Below are 15,319 nucleotides of genomic sequence, written 5' to 3' on the forward strand. Positions count from 1 at the left end.
AGCCGCGCCCCGCGGTGCCGACCCCTAGGGGACGGCACCGCGGGGCGTACGCCGCGAGGACCAGGGACGATCACCTTCCCAGCCCATGCCGGCACAGGCCCGGCGGCGCTAGGTTTCCCCCGTGTCGTCAGTCATCGCAACGGACAGCCTCACCAAGCGGTTCCCGCGGGTCACCGCCCTCGACCGGCTCACCGTGGACGTGCAGCCCGGTGTCGTCGGCCTGGTCGGATCCAACGGCGCGGGCAAGTCCACGCTCATCAAGATCCTGCTCGGCCTGGCGCCCGCCACCTCCGGGACCGCGCGCGTCCTCGGCCTGGACGTGGCGGCCGACGGTCCCGCCATCCGCGAGCGGGTGGGCTACATGCCCGAGCACGACTGCCTGCCGCCGGACGTCTCGGCGACCGAGTTCGTGGTCCACATGGCCCGGATGTCCGGCCTGCCGGCCGCCGCCGCCCGCGAGCGCACCGCCGACACCCTGCGCCACGTCGGCCTCTACGAGGAGCGGTACCGGCCCGTCGGCGGCTACTCCACCGGCATGAAGCAGCGGGTGAAGCTGGCCCAGGCGCTGGTGCACGATCCGCAGCTGGTGCTGCTGGACGAGCCCACCAACGGCCTCGACCCGGTCGGCCGCGACGAGATGCTCGGCCTGATCCGCCGGATCCACACCGACTTCGGCATCTCCGTCCTGGTCACCTCGCACCTGCTGGGCGAGCTGGAGCGCACCTGCGACCACCTGGTCGTCATCGACGGCGGGCGGCTGCTGCGCTCCTCCTCCACGGCCTCCTTCACCGAGGCCACCCAGGTCCTGGCCGTCGAGGTCGCCGCCGACGACGGCTGGGCCGACCACGCCGGCCGTGCCGACCGGGCCGGCCGGACCGCCGACCCCGAAGCCGCCGTGCGCGAGCACCTCGCCGCCGCCGGGCTCACCGTGCGGGCCGAGGGCGCCCCCGGGGAGCCGGGGGGCCGGATCACGCTGGTGGAGATCGAGGGCGACGGCACCTACGACACCGTCCGCGACGCCGTCGCGGGCCTCGGCCTCGGCCTGGTCCGCATGGAGCAGCGCCGCCACCGCGTCGTCGAGGTCTTCCACGACGGCGACACGGACGGCGGCGGCGGGCACGCCGCGGCCGTCCCGTCCGCAAGGACCGCAGCACCCACGGAAGGGGAGTCCGCAGATGCCGGTGCCGCCTGAGGCCGCGACCGCACCCCCGGGGACCGGGGTCATCCACGACATCGGCTACCGCCCCTACACCGGGCCGCGGCTCGGCCGCGCCCACGCCGCCCGCGCCCTCTTCGTGCAGAGCCTGCGCGCCTCCTACGGTCTCGGCCGCTCGGCGCGGTCCAAGGTGCTGCCGATGCTGCTGCTCGGCGCGATGTGCGCCCCGGCGCTGATCGTCGTCGCCCTCGCGGTCATGACCCGCCAGGACGAGCTGCCGGTCGACTACCCGGGCTACCTCGCCAACACCAGCATCCTGACCGGCATCTTCCTCGCCGCGCAGGCCCCCGTGATGCTCTCCCGCGACCTGCGGTTCATGACGGTGCCGCTGTACTTCTCCCGGCCGCTCACCCGCACCGACTACGTCCGGGCCAAGACCGCGGCCATGACCGCCGCGCTGCTGGTCCTCACCGCGCTGCCGGTCGTGATCCTCTACGCGGGCGCGCTGCTGGCCGGCATGCCCGTCGGCCACAACACCGCCCACGCGCTGTACGGCCTCGGCACCGCGCTGCTCTACTCCGTGCTCTACGCCTCCGTCGGCCTGGTGGTCGCCGCCGCGACCCCGCGGCGCGGCTTCGGGGTGGCGGCGGTCATCGGCGTGCTGATCGTCTCCACCACGGTGGCCGGCATCACCTGGGCCCTGCTCGACGGGCCCGGCGGCTCCGGCGGTGCCGACTGGGCCTCGCTGCTCTCCCCGTCCACCCTGGTCGACGCGCTGTCCGGCTGGGTCTTCCGGCTGCCGCACCAGGACGGCCCGGGCTCGGTCTCCTCCGGGGCCGTGGGAGCCGCCGCCCTCCTCGAGTTCGCCGCCGTCGCCGCCGCCTGCCACCTGCTGCTGCTGCGCAGGTACCGGAAGTTCTGACAGGGAGTCAGCCACCTCATGGCCACCATCAGCATCGACGGCGTCTCCCGCTGGTTCGGCAACGTCGTCGCCGTCAACGACGTCTCGCTCACCGTGGGCCCCGGCATCACCGGGCTCCTCGGCCCCAACGGCGCGGGCAAGTCCACCCTCATCCACATGATGAGCGGCTTCCTGCCGCCCTCCGCCGGCTCCGTCACCCTCGACGGGCAGCCCGTCTGGCGCAACCGCGAGGTCTACCGGCAGATCGGCCTCGTCCCCGAGCGGGAGGCGATGTACGACTTCCTCACCGGGCGCCAGTTCGTCGTCGCCAACGCCGAGCTGCACGGCCTGCCCGACCCCGGCGCCGCCGCCGCCCGCGCCCTGGCCACCGTGGAGATGGAGCACGCGCAGGACCGGCGCACCGGCACCTACTCCAAGGGCATGAGGCAGCGGGTCAAGATGGCGTCCGCGCTGGTCCACGACCCCGCGGTGCTCCTCCTCGACGAGCCGTTCAACGGCATGGACCCCCGCCAGCGCCTCCACCTCATGGAGCTGCTGCGCCGCTTCGGTGCCGAGGGCCGCACCGTCCTCTTCTCCTCCCACATCCTGGAGGAGGTCGAGCAGCTCGCCCGCCACATCGAGGTCGTGGTCGCCGGCCGGCACGCCGCCTCCGGCGACTTCCGCCGCATCCGCCGCCTGATGACCGACCGCCCCCACCGCTACCTGGTCCGCTCCAGCGACGACCGCGCGCTCGCCGCGGCCCTGATCGCCGACGCCTCCACGGCCGGCGTCGAGGTCGACCTGCAGGAGGGGGCGCTGCGGGTCCAGGCCGTCGACTTCCACCGCTTCACCCGGCTGCTGCCGCGCGTCGCGGCGGAGGCCGGCATCCGGCTGTACACCGTCTCCCCGGCCGACGAGTCGCTGGAGAGCGTCTTCTCCTACCTCGTCTCCGCCTGAGGCCCGGACACCCCCGCCCCGGACCCCGGCCCCCGACCTCCGTCCGGGCACCGCCCGCCGGGCGCCGAACGCCGCACACAGAACGCCGCACACAGAACGCCGCACACGGGACGCCGCACACCGGCCGACCGCCACCGGACCAGGGAAAGGCCCACCACCGTGAACCCGACCGTCGCCAGGCTGACCGTACACGGCCTGCTCGGCCGCCGCCGCGGCCTGCTGCTGCTGGTCGTCCCCGCGCTGCTCCTGCTCCTCGCCGTGCTGGTGCGCGCCACCAAGGGGCAGGACCACGACATCGCCGTGCAGCTCCTCGGGGGCCTCGCCCTCGGCACCCTCGTCCCGCTGCTCGGCCTGATCTCCGGCACCGGCGCGATCTCCTCCGAGATCGACGACGGCTCCATCGTCTACCTGCTGGCCAAGCCGGAGCCGCGCTGGAGGATCACCGTCACCAAGCTGGCCGTCGCGGTCGGCTGCACCGCCGTCTTCGCCGCCCTGCCGACGCTCCTCGCCGGCCTCGTGCTGTACGGCACCGCCGACGGCCTGGCCGTCGCCTACGCCCTGGGCGCGCTGGCCGCCGGCACCGCCTACAGCGCCCTCTTCCTGCTCCTGGGCACCCTCACCCGGCACGCCGTGGTCGCGGGCCTGATGTACTGCCTGGTCTGGGAGAGCCTGGTGGGCAACTTCGTCCACGGCGCCCGCACCCTCTCCGTCCAGCAGTGGGGCCTGGCGCTGGCCCGGGCCGCCGCCGACCCGGGCGCCGTCACCGCCGACGTCCCCCTCTCCGCCGCCGTCCCGCTGCTGGTCCTCGTCACCCTGGCCGCCACCGCCGCCGCGGCGGTGCGCCTGGCGGGCCTCACCCTCGCGGGCGAGGAGTAGCCCCGGCGCCGGTACCGGCCGGGCCTATCCCAGCACCCGGTCGCGGCCCGCGCCGAAGCCGGCCGCGGCGGCCACCGCGCACAGCGCCAGCATCAGCCCCAGCGGGACCGTCCAGCCGCCCGTCGCCTGCCGCAGCGCGCCCGCCGCCACCGGCCCGGCCGCCGCCACCAGGTAGCCCACCGTCTGCGTCATCCCCGACAGCCGGGCCGCCACCGCGGCGCCCCGCGCCCGCAGCACGATGAAGGAGAGCCCCAGGCCCAGCGAGCCGCCCTGCGCCACGCCGATGAGCAGCGCCCACAGCCACGCCCCGGCCGCGGGGGCCGCGAGCAGGCCGGCGATCCCGGCCGCGTTGAGCGACGCCATGGCGACCGCCAGCCCGCGCTGGCTGCGCATCCGCCCCGCCGCCAGCGGCACCAGGAAGGCGCCCGCCACCTGCACCAGGTTGCTGGACGCGAAGACCAGGCCCGCCTCGCCGCGGTCCATGCCCCCGTCCGCCAGGATGGTCGGCATCCACGCCACCAGCGAGTACACCAGCAGCGACGAGATCCCCATGAAGACGCTGACCTGCCACGCGGTGCGGGACCGCCACACACCCGCCGACGGTGCGGCGGCGGGGACGGCGGAGGCACCAGCGGCGGGGACGGCGGCGGGGACGGCGGCCCGCGGTACGGATCCGCGCCCCTCCGGACCGGCGGACCGGCCCCGCGCCAGCTGCGGCAGCCACCCGGCCGCCGCCACCAGGGCCAGGACCGACCAGGAGCCCAGCGACGCCCGCCAGCCGCCGAGCGCGTGCTCCAGCGGCACCGACACCGCCGCCGCCAGCGTCGCACCCACCAGCATCGCGGTGGAGTACACCCCGGTCATCGCCGCGGCCCGCTCCGGGAACTCACGCTTGATCAGCCCCGGCATCGCCACGTTGAGCACCGAGATCGCCACCCCGATCACCACGCAGCCCGCGTAGAGGGCCGCCACCGCGGGCAGCACCCGCAGCAGCACCCCCGCCGCCAGCAGCAGGACGGCGCCCAGCACCACCCGCTCGGTGCCGTGCCGCCGCACCAGCCGGGGCGTCAGCGGGGCACCCGCCCCCTGGAACAGCACCGGGACGGCCGTGACCAGTCCGCTCGCCGCCGACGACAGGCCCAGACCGCGCTGCAGTTCGGCGGCCATCGGGGAGACGGCGGCCAGGCAGGCGCGCATGTTCAGCGCCACCAGCACGATGCCGGCGAGCAGCAGCCCGGTGCGGGCCGGGCCGCTCCGGGCGGCCCCGGCCAGGGCCGACCGGCCCGGCGCCCGCCGGGCGCGGTCGGCACCGGGCCGCCGCGCGTCCGGGCCGGTGCCGGGCCGCCGCGCGTCCGGGCCGGTGCCGGGCCGGAGCGCCGCTCGGGACGGCGGCTGGGGCCGGGGGGATTCGGTGGCGGGCATGGCGGGCTGCGCTCCTCTCGGTGCGTGCCGGGGCGGCCGGGCGCGCGGGGCGGCACGCCGGCAGGGGCACGGAAGGACGGACGGGGGGGGACGGACGGGGGGACGGCGGGACGACGGGGCAGGGCCGACGCCGCGTGGCGGAGGCCCCCGGCCCGGTCGGGGAGGGGAGGGGCGGCGCCGCTACTTGCGGGCGGCGTTCTCGGCGAGCAGCTGCTCGACCGCCGCCGTCGGCTCCGCCAGCAGGGCCCGGCAGGCCGCCTCGGCCCGCTCGGGGTCGCCGCTCTCGATCGCGTCCACCAGGGCGGCGTGGGTGTCCACGGCCACCTCGGGCATCTCGTGGTCGCCGAAGGCCGTCCGCATCGACTCCCGCACCGAGTCGCCGAAGTACCGGTAGACCTCGGCCAGCGCCGGGTTGTGCGCGGCCTCCACCACCGCGGTGTGGAACTCCAGGTCGTGCTCGACCGTCTCCCCGCGCCCCGTCCGGTCCGGGTGCGCCGCCAGGACCGCGGCCTCGGCGGCGAGGGCGGCCCGCATCCGGGAGACGTCCGCGGGGGTGTGCCGCAGGGCGGCGAGCCGGGCGGCCTCCACCTCCAGGGCGCGCCGCACCTCCAGCACGTCGCGGACCCCGGACCGCTGCACGCCGCGCAGCACCGACGCCGGGTCGCTGGTGGAGCGGACGAAGGTGCCCTCGCCCTGCCGGGAGACCAGCATCCCGGCGTGCACCAGGACCCGGACGGCCTCGCGCACCGTGTTGCGGCCGACCTGGAGCTGCTCGGCGAGCTCGTGCTCGGTGGGGATGCGGTCGCCGACCCGCCAGGCACCGGCGGCCAGCTGCCCGCGGAGCTGCTCGATGGCGGCGTCGACCAGCGAGCGGCGCCCGGCCGCCCGCAGGGTGCCTCCGGTCCCGGCCTCTCCCACGGCGCGTCCACCTCCTGTCGCTGCCCGGTCGTCCTGCTGCCCGGTCGTCCTGCTGCCCGGTCATCCTACAACCATCGCCGACCTGGGCCTTCCGCCACCCCGGGCCTCAGCCGGCCCGCGCCTCGGTCGGCCCGGGCTTCGGGCAGCCGCGGGCCCGTGGGAGGGGACCCGGGACCGCGGGGGACGGCGGGGCCCTGCCGGACGGTGCGCGCGGCCCCCGTGCGGCGCGGCGGCCGCACGGCCGCCGGGTCACCCGGCGGGGAAGAGCCGCTCCAGGACCAGCGCCACGCCGTCCTCGTCGTGGGAGGCGGTGACCTCGTCGGCGGCCGCACGCAGCTCCGGGTGCGCCCCCGCCACCGCCACGCCGCGGGCGGCCCAGCGGAGCACCGGCACGTCGGCGGGCGTGCCGCCGAAGGCGATCGTCCCGGCGGCGGTGCGGCCCAGGCGGCGGGCGGCGATGGACAGGCCGGTCGCCCTGGTGAGGCCGAGCGGCAGCAGCTCCACGACGCCCTCGCCCGCCGTCGCCACGCCCACCAGGCCGCCGACGACCGAGCGGGCCGCCTCCGCCAGGGCGTCGTCGTCCATGCGGGGGTGCTGGACGCACAGCCTGCCGAGCGGGGCGTCCCACAGGCCGTCGCGCCCGTCCAGCCGGGTCGTCGGCAGGCCGGCGACGCGCATCCCGTAGCCGGGGCCGGCCAGCACCACGCCGTCCGGGCCGTCCTGGTGGGCGGCCACGGCCAGCGGGCCGACCTCGGCCTCGAGCTCGGCCAGGGCGGCCGGCGCCAGCCGCCGGTCCAGGGTGACCGAGGTGAGCAGGCGGTGCGCGCCGGCGTCGTACACCTGCGCGCCCTGCCCGCACACCGCGAGCCCGGTGTGGCCGACGGCGTCCAGGACCGGCCGGGCCAGCGGGGCCGGGCGGCCGGTGACCACCACGTGCACCGCGCCGGCGGCGGCCGCCGCCGCCAGTGCGGCGGCGGTGCGCCCGGAGACCGTCCCGTCGCTCCTCAGCAGCGCCCCGTCGAGGTCGGTGGCGACCAGCCCGTAGGCGGGCGCCGCCGCCTCCCGCGCGGGGGCGGAGTCCTCCCGCGCGCCGGGCACGGCGGGCTCGCCGTGCAGGGTTCCGTCGGGGGCGGACGTCACCGGGCGACCGGCTCCAGCACCTCGCGGCCTCCCAGGAACGGCCGCAGCGCCTTGGGGACCACCACCGAGCCGTCGGCCTGCTGGTGGTTCTCCAGGATCGCCACGATGGTGCGCGGGACCGCGACCAGGGTGCCGTTGAGCGTCGCCAGCGGGCGGACGCCGCCCTCGCCGCGCATCCGGATGGAGAGGCGGCGCGACTGGTACTCGGTGGTGTTGGAGGTCGAGGTGACCTCGCGGTACTTGCCCTGGGTGGGGACCCACGCCTCGATGTCGAACTTGCGGGCCGCCGAGGCGCCCAGGTCGCCGGAGGCGACGTCGATCACCCGGTACGGGACCTCCAGCGCGTTGAGGAAGTCCTTCTCCCACTGCAGCAGGCGGCGGTGCTCGGCCTCCGCCTCCTCCGGCGTGGTGTAGACGAACATCTCCACCTTGTCGAACTGGTGGACCCGGATGATGCCGCGGGTGTCCTTGCCGTAGGTGCCGGCCTCGCGGCGGAAGCACGGCGAGAAGCCCGCGTACCGCAGCGGCAGCCGGTCCGCGTCGATGATCTCGTCCATGTGGTACCCGGCCAGCGGCACCTCGGACGTGCCGACCAGGTAGAAGTCGTCCTGCTCCAGGCGGAAGACGTTCTCGGCGGCCTGGCCGAGGAAGCCGGTGCCCTCCATGGCGCGCGGCTTGACCAGGGCGGGGGTGAGCATGGGGGTGAAGCCCGCCTCCACGGCCTGGGCGATCGCCATGTTCACCAGGGCCAGCTCCAGCAGGGCGCCGACGCCGGTCAGGTAGTAGAAGCGCGAGCCGGAGACCTTGGCGGCCCGCTCGGTGTCGATGGCGCCGAGGATCCGGCCCAGCTCCACGTGGTCGCGCGCCTCGAAGCCCTCGGCGGCGAAGTCGCGCGGGGTGCCGATCTCCTCCAGGGTGACGAAGTCCTCCTCGCCGCCGACCGGTGCGCCGGGGTCGATGAGGTTGGCGAGCGAGCCCAGCAGGCGCTCGGCCTCCTCGCGGGCCTCGCCCTGCTCGGCGTCGGCGGCCTTGACCTCGGCGGCCAGCGCGGAGGCGCGCCTCAGCAGCTCGGCCTTCTCCTCGCCCTGGGCCTTGCGGATCAGGTTGCCGATGCTCTTCTGCTCGCTGCGCAGCTCGTCGAAGCGGCTGCCGGAGGACCTGCGCCGCTCGTCGGCGGCGAGGAGGGCGTCGACGAGGCCGACGTCCTCGCCACGGGCGCGCTGCGAGGCGCGCACTCGGTCGGGGTCCTCACGGAGCAGGCGAAGGTCAATCACACGCGCAAGCCTACCGGGGCCGCGGGCCGCCGGGCGTCCGCCTTTTCGACGCGGCGGCCGCGGGGAGTGCGGGTGCCCCCGTGTACGGATGCGACCGTTCCGGTGACCCCGGGGAGATCCTTTGTCGCTTTCGGCCCTGTTTTCTTCATCCGGGTGCGCTGGGGATAACCTGGGATTCCCTGTGGACAACTCGCGCGGTGTCCCCCGTCCGGAGCGTTTCTCCACAGGTCGTGCCGGGCGGGGCGGGGCCCCCGGGCGCTGCGGCCGGGCGTGTCGCAGAAAGGTGCAAAGCACCTCATGGGCGAAGGATCGATCGCCCGATCGTGTGAAGTGCCGGCGCTGCCGTGGCGGGATTCCGACATGTCCGACTGGGGGCCGAACGGCCGTAAGCGACGCTTTGTCGATTCGTCCCCAGGGCTGTGGATAACTCTCGGCCTGTGGAATCCCGTCCTTGTGCCGGGACGGAGCCGAAAGAGCGGTCCCCCGCGCGGTGGAAAAGTCGACTGATTGACACCGATCGATCCCGATCGGTGCCGGTCTGCGGCGATCCGCAACGGTCCTCGGTGTTCAGGAGGACTCGTCCCGGGGCGTCCGGGGACGCCTCCCCACCCCTCCGTCGGGCCCCGGGCGCGTCCGCCGGGAGCCCGCTCCGGGCCCCCGGCGGACGCGCCCGCCGCCCGCCCGGGATCCCCGCGGCTACCGCTCGCCGCGCCCGTCCAGGCACCGCGCCAGCCAGTCCGCGGCGTCCGCGAAGTCCTCGTCCGAGGTGCCGGGCCGCACCGTCGGCCGCACCTCGTCCGCCCGCGGGTACGAGCCCAGGAAGCGCACCCGGGGGCAGATCCGGTGCAGCCCCATGAGCGCCTCGCCCACCCGCCGGTCCGTGACGTGGCCCTCGAAGTCCAGGGAGAAGCAGTACTTCCCCATGCCCTCGCCGGTCGGCCGCGACTCGATCCGCATCAGGTTCACCCCGCGCGCCGCGAACTCCTGCAGCAGCTCCAGCAGCGCACCCGGGTGGTCGTCGCCCAGCCACACCACCGCCGAGGTCTTGTCCGCCCCCGTCGGCGAGGACGTCCGCCCCGGCCGTCCCACCAGCACGAACCGGGTCGTCGCCGACCGCCCGCCGTGGATGTCGGTGGCCAGCGGCTCCAGCCCGTACAGCCGCGCCGCGAACTCGCCCGCGAACGCCCCGTCGAACCGGCCCTCCTGCACCTGCCGCGCCCCGTCCGCGTTGGACGCCGCCGACTCCCAGTGCGCGTCCGGCAGTTCGGCCTCCAGCCACCGCCGCACCTGCGGCTGCGCCACCGGGTGGCCGGTCACCGTCTTCACGTCCGCCAGCCGCGTGCCGGGCCGCACCAGCAGCGCGAAGGCGATCGGCATCAGCACCTCGCGGTAGATCATCAGCGGGGCGCCGGTGGCCAGCTCGTCCACCGTGGCGGTCACCCCGCCCTCGACCGAGTTCTCGATCGCGACCAGCGCGCCGGCGGCCTGTCCGCGCCGCACCGCGTCGAGCACGGCCGGCACCGAGACCATCGGCACCAGCTCGCGGGTCGCCGCCTCGGGGAGCGAGCGCAGCGCGGCCTCGGTGAAGGTGCCCTCGGGCCCCAGGTAGGTGTAGCGAGTGGCCGACATTCCGCCTCCGTGCGCCGTGCTTCCCGGGTGCCCGCCCGTGGGAGCCCGGGCTGCCACGATAACCAGTCCGGCCGCCCGGCCGCGGACCGTTCCGGCCCCTGGGACCGGGCCGCGCCGCCCCGGGACCGGCCCCCGGCCCGCCCCCGGGGGCCGCGCCGGTCCGGCCTCAGGGCTCCAGCAGCGCCTGCCCCACGTACCCGCCCGGCGCCGCCCCGCCCGGCACCGCGTACAGCCCGCTCGCCTCGTGCCGCAGGAACCGGGAGAGGCTGTCGGCCCGCGCCAGCTTCCGCTGCACCGGCACGAACCCGGTCAGCGGGTCGGACTGGAAGGCGACGAAGAGCAGTCCGGCGTCCGGGGAGCCGTCCGGCAGGAAGCCGTCGTGGTACGAGAACCCGCGGCGCAGCATCGCCGCCCCGCCGTTGGCCGACGGCGCCGCCACCCGGACGTGGGCGTCCGCCGGGACCGCCAGGGTGCCGTCCGGGTTCTGCCGCCCGAGGTCGACAGGTGTGGTCTCCGTGCCGCCGGAGAGCGGGGCGCCGTCGGACTTCCGCCGCCCGACCACCCGCTCCTGGCGGTCCACGGGGAGGTTCTCCCAGTTGTCCAGCAGCATCCGGATCCGGCGGAACACCGCGTAGGTGCCGCCCGCCATCCAGGCCGGACCGCCGCCCCGCCGCGGCACGAAGACCTTCTCCTCGAAGCCGGGGTCCGACGGCCTCGGGTTGTTGGTGCCGTCCACCTGGCCCATGAGGTTGCGGGTGGTCATCGGCCGGGCCGTGGCGCCCGGGGAGCGGCTGAAGCCGGACATCTGCCAGCGGACCCGGGCCGTGCCCGCCGCCTGCTGCTGGAGCATGCGCAGTGCGTGGAAGGCGACCAGGGCGTCGTCGGCGCCGATCTGCACCCACAGGTCGCCGCCGCCCCGGGACCGGTCGAGGGCGTCGCCGGGGAAGGGCGGCAGCGGGTCCAGCGCGGCCGGGCGGGCCCGGGCCAGTCCGACGCGGTCGAAGAAGGAGGCGCCGAAGCCGAAGGTCACCGTGAGCGCGCACGGGCCCGCGTCCAGGGCGACCTGGTTCTCGTGCTCCGCCGCCGGCCGGCCCTCCGCCATCCGCGCCGCCGACTCCGACCAGCGCCGCATCAGCGCCGCCGCCTGCGTCCGGCCCGCCCCGTCGGCGAGGTCGAAGGCGGCCAGGTGCACCCGTGCCTGCTGGACCTGCAGGATGCCCGCCTGGTGGACGCCGTGGAACGGCACCCGGGCCGCACCCGGCGCTGCGGCGGCGCCGGGGCCGGCGCCGGCCGGGCCCTCCTCCGCCGCCGCGCGGCCGAGGACCCCGCCGGCCGCCCCCACCGCCAGCCCGGCGGCCCCGGCCGCGCCGAGCAGCCGGCGCCGGCCGAGCGTGCGGGCCCGGCCGGCACCGGCCCCGGCGGCCCCGTCGGCCCTGGCGGTTCCGGGCCGGTCCGCCGCCGTGCCCGGACCGGGCCGGTCCGTCCCCGCGTCCTGCCGCCCGCTCACCGCGCCGCACCCCCGCCGGACGCCTCCGTGCCCGCCGCCACCGCCACTGCTCCCACCACTGCTTCCGTTCCTGTTCCCGTTCCCGCGGCGTCCGCTCCCCGCGCCCGCGCCCCGGTCCGCCTCATCCGACGTGCACCTGCGCGGTCTCCTCGACCTCGTCGATGTCCGAGGACCGCACCGTCAGCGTGAGCCTCCAGTCGCCCGCCACCGGCAGCTGCACCTGCGCCGTCCAGTGGCCCGCGTCGACCTTCTCCAGCACCGGCCGGAGCGGCCCGAGGTTCCTCGCGGGCAGGGTGAGGGCGGCCCGGACCTCCGGCACGTCCACCGGGCGACCGGCGGGGTCCGAGAGCGTCACGTGCACCGCGTTGCCCCCGGTGCGCCCCGGGTCCAGGGTGACGGCGGCGGTGCCCTTCGCCCCGGGGCCGTCGCCGCCGGTGTCGTACGGGACGGTGAGGCTCACCGGCCGCGCGGCGGCCGGGGCGGCCGCGGCGGCGGTGCGGCCGGGCGGGGAGTTCGTGAGCAGCGTGGTGACGGCCAGGACGGCGGCCGCGACCGCGACCTCCGCCAGGACCGACCGGCGCAGCCCGGAGCGGCCGCCCCCGGCCGCCCGCTCCCGGGCCAGCGACTCCGACCTGGTCCGGCGTTCGGCCGCCGCCGCGCGGGCGGCGCGCTGCCGGTCCAGCTGCGCCCGCCGCACGGGGTCCGGGACGTCCTCGCCGCCGGCCGGCTCTGCGGCGTCCCGCCGTCCGGCGGCTCCGGCGGGTACCGCCGCCTCCCCGGCCCCGGCGGCGTCCGCCGCCCCGGGCGCCGCCGTGCGCAGCCGCGCCGTCCAGGCCCGCGAGGACCAGGCGGCGCCCAGCAGCACCGCCACCAGGCCGATCTTGACCAGCAGCAGCCGCCCGTAGTCCGTCGAGGTGAAGGCGCCCCAGGTGCCCAGGCCGCGCCACGACTGGTACACGCCGGTGGCGACGAGCACCGCGACGCAGACGAACGCGGTCCGGGAGAACGCCTCCGCCGCGGCCGGTCCGGCGCCGCCCCGCTCCCGGGGGATCCGCAGGCCCGTCAGGAGGGCGGCGAGACCGCCCAGCCACACGGCCATGGCCAGCAGGTGCAGCACGTCCAGCGGCAGCGCCAGGCCCGCCTGCAGGCCGACCGAGGCGTGGTCGGCGGCGGCCCAGGTGGCGGCGAGGGCGGCGGCGAGCAGCAGTCCGGCGCCGGCCAGGCCGATCCGGGCCTCGCGCTCGGGCCGTGCGGCGGCCCGCTCCTCCAGCCGCCGCAGCTCGGCGGCCTCGGGGTCGTCCGGCTCCCCGGCGTCCCCGGCGTCCTCGTCGTCCCCGGTGTCCCCGGCGTCCGGCCTCCTGCCGGACGCCGCCGCGGGCTCCTGCCCCAGCTGCCCCACCAGCAGTGACAGGAAGACGCCGGCCGCCGCGAGCAGCAGCAGCCGCGCCGCGAGCGCGGTCCCGAGCCGCTCGTCCAGGGTGGCCCGCACCAGGGAGAGGTCGAGGGCGTCGCCGAGCCCGCTGCCCCGCTCGTACGGGCCCCGCAGCAGCAGCACCGCCACGGTGGAGACCAGCAGGCCGCCCCAGCCGGCCATCAGCAGCCGCTGCACCTGCCGGGTGGCCGCCCCCCGCGGCCAGCACAGCAGCACGAACGCGGCCGCACCCACCAGCAGGGCGAACGCGCCGAACGCCGCCGCGCGGGCGGTGCCGTAGAGGACGCCGACCGCGGTGCTCCCGCCGTCGCGGCGGGCGACCTCGGAGGGCACCGCGCTCTGCGTCCGCTTCCCCACGGAGAAGGTGAAGGCGCCGGAGACCGGGTGGGAGTCGTCCGAGACCGCCCGCCAGGAGACCGTGTAGGTGCCCTGCGGCAGGCCGCTCCCCAGGCCGACGGCGGCGGTGGCGGTCCGGCCGCCGTCGTGCGCCGCCGGACCCCGGTCGACCCGCCGCCCGGACGGGTCGAAGACCTGCACCGCGTCGGCGGCGAGGGTGACGCCCTCGCTGAACGTGAGCACGACCCGGGAGGGAGCGGTGGCGACCACCGCGTCCTGCGGGGGGTCGGTGGAGACCAGCGCGGCGTGCGCGGACGCGGGGCCCGCACCGCCGAGCAGCAGGGCGAGCACCGTGCCCAGCACGGTCAGCAGGGCGGCGGCCCGGTGCCGTCCGCGCCGCGGCGGCCCGGCGGCGGGGTGCGCCCGGTGGTCCTGGGGGGAGTTCATCGGTCCGGTCCTCCGGTCAGCCGCCCGCGCCGGCTGCGGCGCCGGGCGGCCGGTACGTGAGGGGTTCGACGGGCACCTGCACCGACACGGTCCCGGTGCGGGCGAAAATGAGGTCGAGTTCCACGCGGTCGCCGAGCGCGGGGCGGCGGTCGAGACCGGTGATCATCAGGTGGTCGCCGCCGCGGGAGAGCGCGGCGGTGCCGTGCGCGGGCACGTCCAGGCCGTCCAGCGGCAGCATCGAGCCGGCCGTCGACCGGTGCATCGTGACCGAGCGGGCGGCCGGGCTGGTGACGCCGAGCAGCCGGTCGGCGGTGCCGCCGGCGTTGTGCAGGACGAGGTAGCCGGCGGCCACCGACGGGGAGGGCGGCAGCGGGATGTAGGCGCCCGTGACGCTGATCCGGGCCGGGCCGCCGTCCATCCGGGCCGCCGCCCGCCCGCCGCCGTCCGCCGGCCCGCAGCCCGCGAGGACCGCCGCGGCCGCGGCCAGGGCGGCGGCCGCCGGTACGGCGCGGCGCGGACGCCGGGTCACGGCGTGACCCCCTTGGCGAGCAGCGGCAGGTCGTGGGCGAAGACGTCCACCGAGCTCTGGCTGAGGTAGAGGACGTGCGCCTTGTCGTCCGAGGGCAGGAAGGCGAGCACCTGGGCGCCGTGGCTGGAGGTGACGCTGCCGTCCTTGTTGACGACCGGGTCCTCGACCAGGATGCCGAGCGTCCTGGCGGCTGCCTTCACCTTCCCCAGGTCGCCGGTGAGGCCGACGAACCGGGTGTCGAAGGAGTCCAGCCAGGTGCGGAGCGTCTTCGGGGTGTCCCGCTGGGGGTCGGTGGAGACGAAGACGACCTCCACCCTGTCCCGCTGGGCGGGGGGCAGCTTCTTCATGGCGACGGCGATGTCGCCCATGGTGGTGGGGCAGACGTCGGGGCAGCTGGTGTAGCCGAAGAAGAGCAGCACCGGCTTGCCGGCGGTCCGCTCGCGCAGGGGGAAGGGCTTGCCGGAGGTGTCGTCGAGGACGAGGTCCGGCTTGGTGAAGGGCCTGCTGAGGGCGGTGCCGAGGTAGGGGGAGCCGTTCGGCTCCCGGGAGGCGGTGACCTCCTGCGCCGTGCTGCCGGAGGAGGGGCCGCCGCAGGCGCCGAGGGCGAGGGCGGCGGTGAGGGCGAGGACGGCCGCGGCGGCGGGGCGCCGGCTCCGGCCCTGCCGGGGGGTGCGGTTCATGCGTGGGGTCCGATCATCGGTGCGGTGCGGTGCGGTGCGGTGCGGTGCGGTGCCCGGGGCCTCGCGGCCCCGGGCCGTGCACGGGGGGTGGGGGCGGTACGGGTGGGACGGTGCG

The 15,319-nt window shown here is 77.0% G+C and carries 13 protein-coding genes; 4 read left to right on the forward strand and 9 right to left on the reverse strand.

Going from position 1 to position 15,319, the window contains the following annotated elements; all coding sequences use genetic code 11:
* Positions 1 to 121: 121 nt before the first annotated feature.
* The 4 genes from LO771_RS07660 to LO771_RS07675 all read left to right on the forward strand — a co-directional run bounded on the left by LO771_RS07660 (position 122) and on the right by LO771_RS07675 (position 3,890).
* Entirely contained in the window at positions 122 to 1,192 is a 1,071-nt protein-coding gene (locus LO771_RS07660) for an ABC transporter ATP-binding protein (protein WP_230649210.1), read from the forward strand.
* Positions 1,176 to 2,078, forward strand: coding sequence for an ABC transporter permease (locus LO771_RS07665; RefSeq protein ID WP_230649211.1), 903 nt, complete (start codon positions 1,176 to 1,178; stop codon positions 2,076 to 2,078). Before LO771_RS07660 ends, LO771_RS07665 begins: the two co-directional genes overlap by 17 nt.
* A gap of 18 nt (positions 2,079 to 2,096) precedes the next feature.
* Positions 2,097 to 3,014, forward strand: a complete 918-nt coding sequence (locus LO771_RS07670; RefSeq protein ID WP_230649212.1) for an ABC transporter ATP-binding protein — start codon at positions 2,097 to 2,099, stop codon at positions 3,012 to 3,014.
* 159 nt (positions 3,015 to 3,173) lie between these two features.
* Entirely contained in the window at positions 3,174 to 3,890 is a 717-nt protein-coding gene (locus LO771_RS07675; RefSeq protein WP_230649213.1) for an ABC transporter permease, read from the forward strand.
* 24 nt (positions 3,891 to 3,914) lie between these two features.
* Here LO771_RS07675 and LO771_RS07680 read toward each other — a convergent pair whose 3' ends face one another.
* The 9 genes from LO771_RS07680 to LO771_RS07720 form a co-directional block, all read right to left on the reverse strand.
* Positions 3,915 to 5,312 carry an MFS transporter gene (locus LO771_RS07680; RefSeq protein WP_230649214.1) on the reverse strand — a complete coding sequence of 466 codons (1,398 nt, stop codon included), beginning with the start codon at positions 5,310 to 5,312 and terminating at the stop codon, positions 3,915 to 3,917.
* A gap of 180 nt (positions 5,313 to 5,492) precedes the next feature.
* On the reverse strand, positions 5,493 to 6,230 hold the full coding sequence (locus LO771_RS07685) for a FadR/GntR family transcriptional regulator (RefSeq protein ID WP_230649215.1): 738 nt from the start codon (positions 6,228 to 6,230) through the stop codon (positions 5,493 to 5,495).
* A 249-nt stretch (positions 6,231 to 6,479) separates the two neighbouring features.
* Positions 6,480 to 7,328: an HAD family hydrolase gene (locus LO771_RS07690; RefSeq protein WP_230649496.1), complete on the reverse strand. Its 849-nt coding sequence runs from the start codon at positions 7,326 to 7,328 to the stop codon at positions 6,480 to 6,482.
* Positions 7,329 to 7,366: 38 nt separating this feature from the next.
* Entirely contained in the window at positions 7,367 to 8,644 is a 1,278-nt protein-coding gene (gene serS, locus LO771_RS07695; RefSeq protein ID WP_230649216.1) for a serine--tRNA ligase, read from the reverse strand.
* A gap of 696 nt (positions 8,645 to 9,340) precedes the next feature.
* The gene (pheA, locus tag LO771_RS07700; RefSeq protein WP_230649217.1) at positions 9,341 to 10,273 is read right to left on the reverse strand and encodes a prephenate dehydratase; all 933 of its coding nucleotides are present in this window, start codon (positions 10,271 to 10,273) and stop codon (positions 9,341 to 9,343) included.
* A gap of 166 nt (positions 10,274 to 10,439) precedes the next feature.
* Positions 10,440 to 11,780, reverse strand: a complete 1,341-nt coding sequence (gene efeB / locus LO771_RS07705) for an iron uptake transporter deferrochelatase/peroxidase subunit (protein ID WP_374228093.1) — start codon at positions 11,778 to 11,780, stop codon at positions 10,440 to 10,442.
* Between the two features lie 121 nt (positions 11,781 to 11,901).
* The gene (locus tag LO771_RS07710; protein WP_230649218.1) at positions 11,902 to 13,995 is read right to left on the reverse strand and encodes a FixH family protein; all 2,094 of its coding nucleotides are present in this window, start codon (positions 13,993 to 13,995) and stop codon (positions 11,902 to 11,904) included.
* A gap of 16 nt (positions 13,996 to 14,011) precedes the next feature.
* Complete coding sequence (locus LO771_RS07715) at positions 14,012 to 14,524, reverse strand: copper chaperone PCu(A)C (protein ID WP_230649219.1); 513 nt, start codon at positions 14,522 to 14,524, stop codon at positions 14,012 to 14,014.
* Positions 14,521 to 15,204, reverse strand: a complete 684-nt coding sequence (locus LO771_RS07720; protein WP_230649220.1) for an SCO family protein — start codon at positions 15,202 to 15,204, stop codon at positions 14,521 to 14,523. The genes LO771_RS07715 and LO771_RS07720 overlap by 4 nt, the downstream gene beginning before the upstream one ends.
* Between the last annotated feature and the right edge of the window lie 115 nt (positions 15,205 to 15,319).

Source organism: Streptacidiphilus sp. ASG 303 (genome assembly GCF_020991365.1).
Lineage (GTDB): Bacteria > Actinomycetota > Actinomycetes > Streptomycetales > Streptomycetaceae > Peterkaempfera.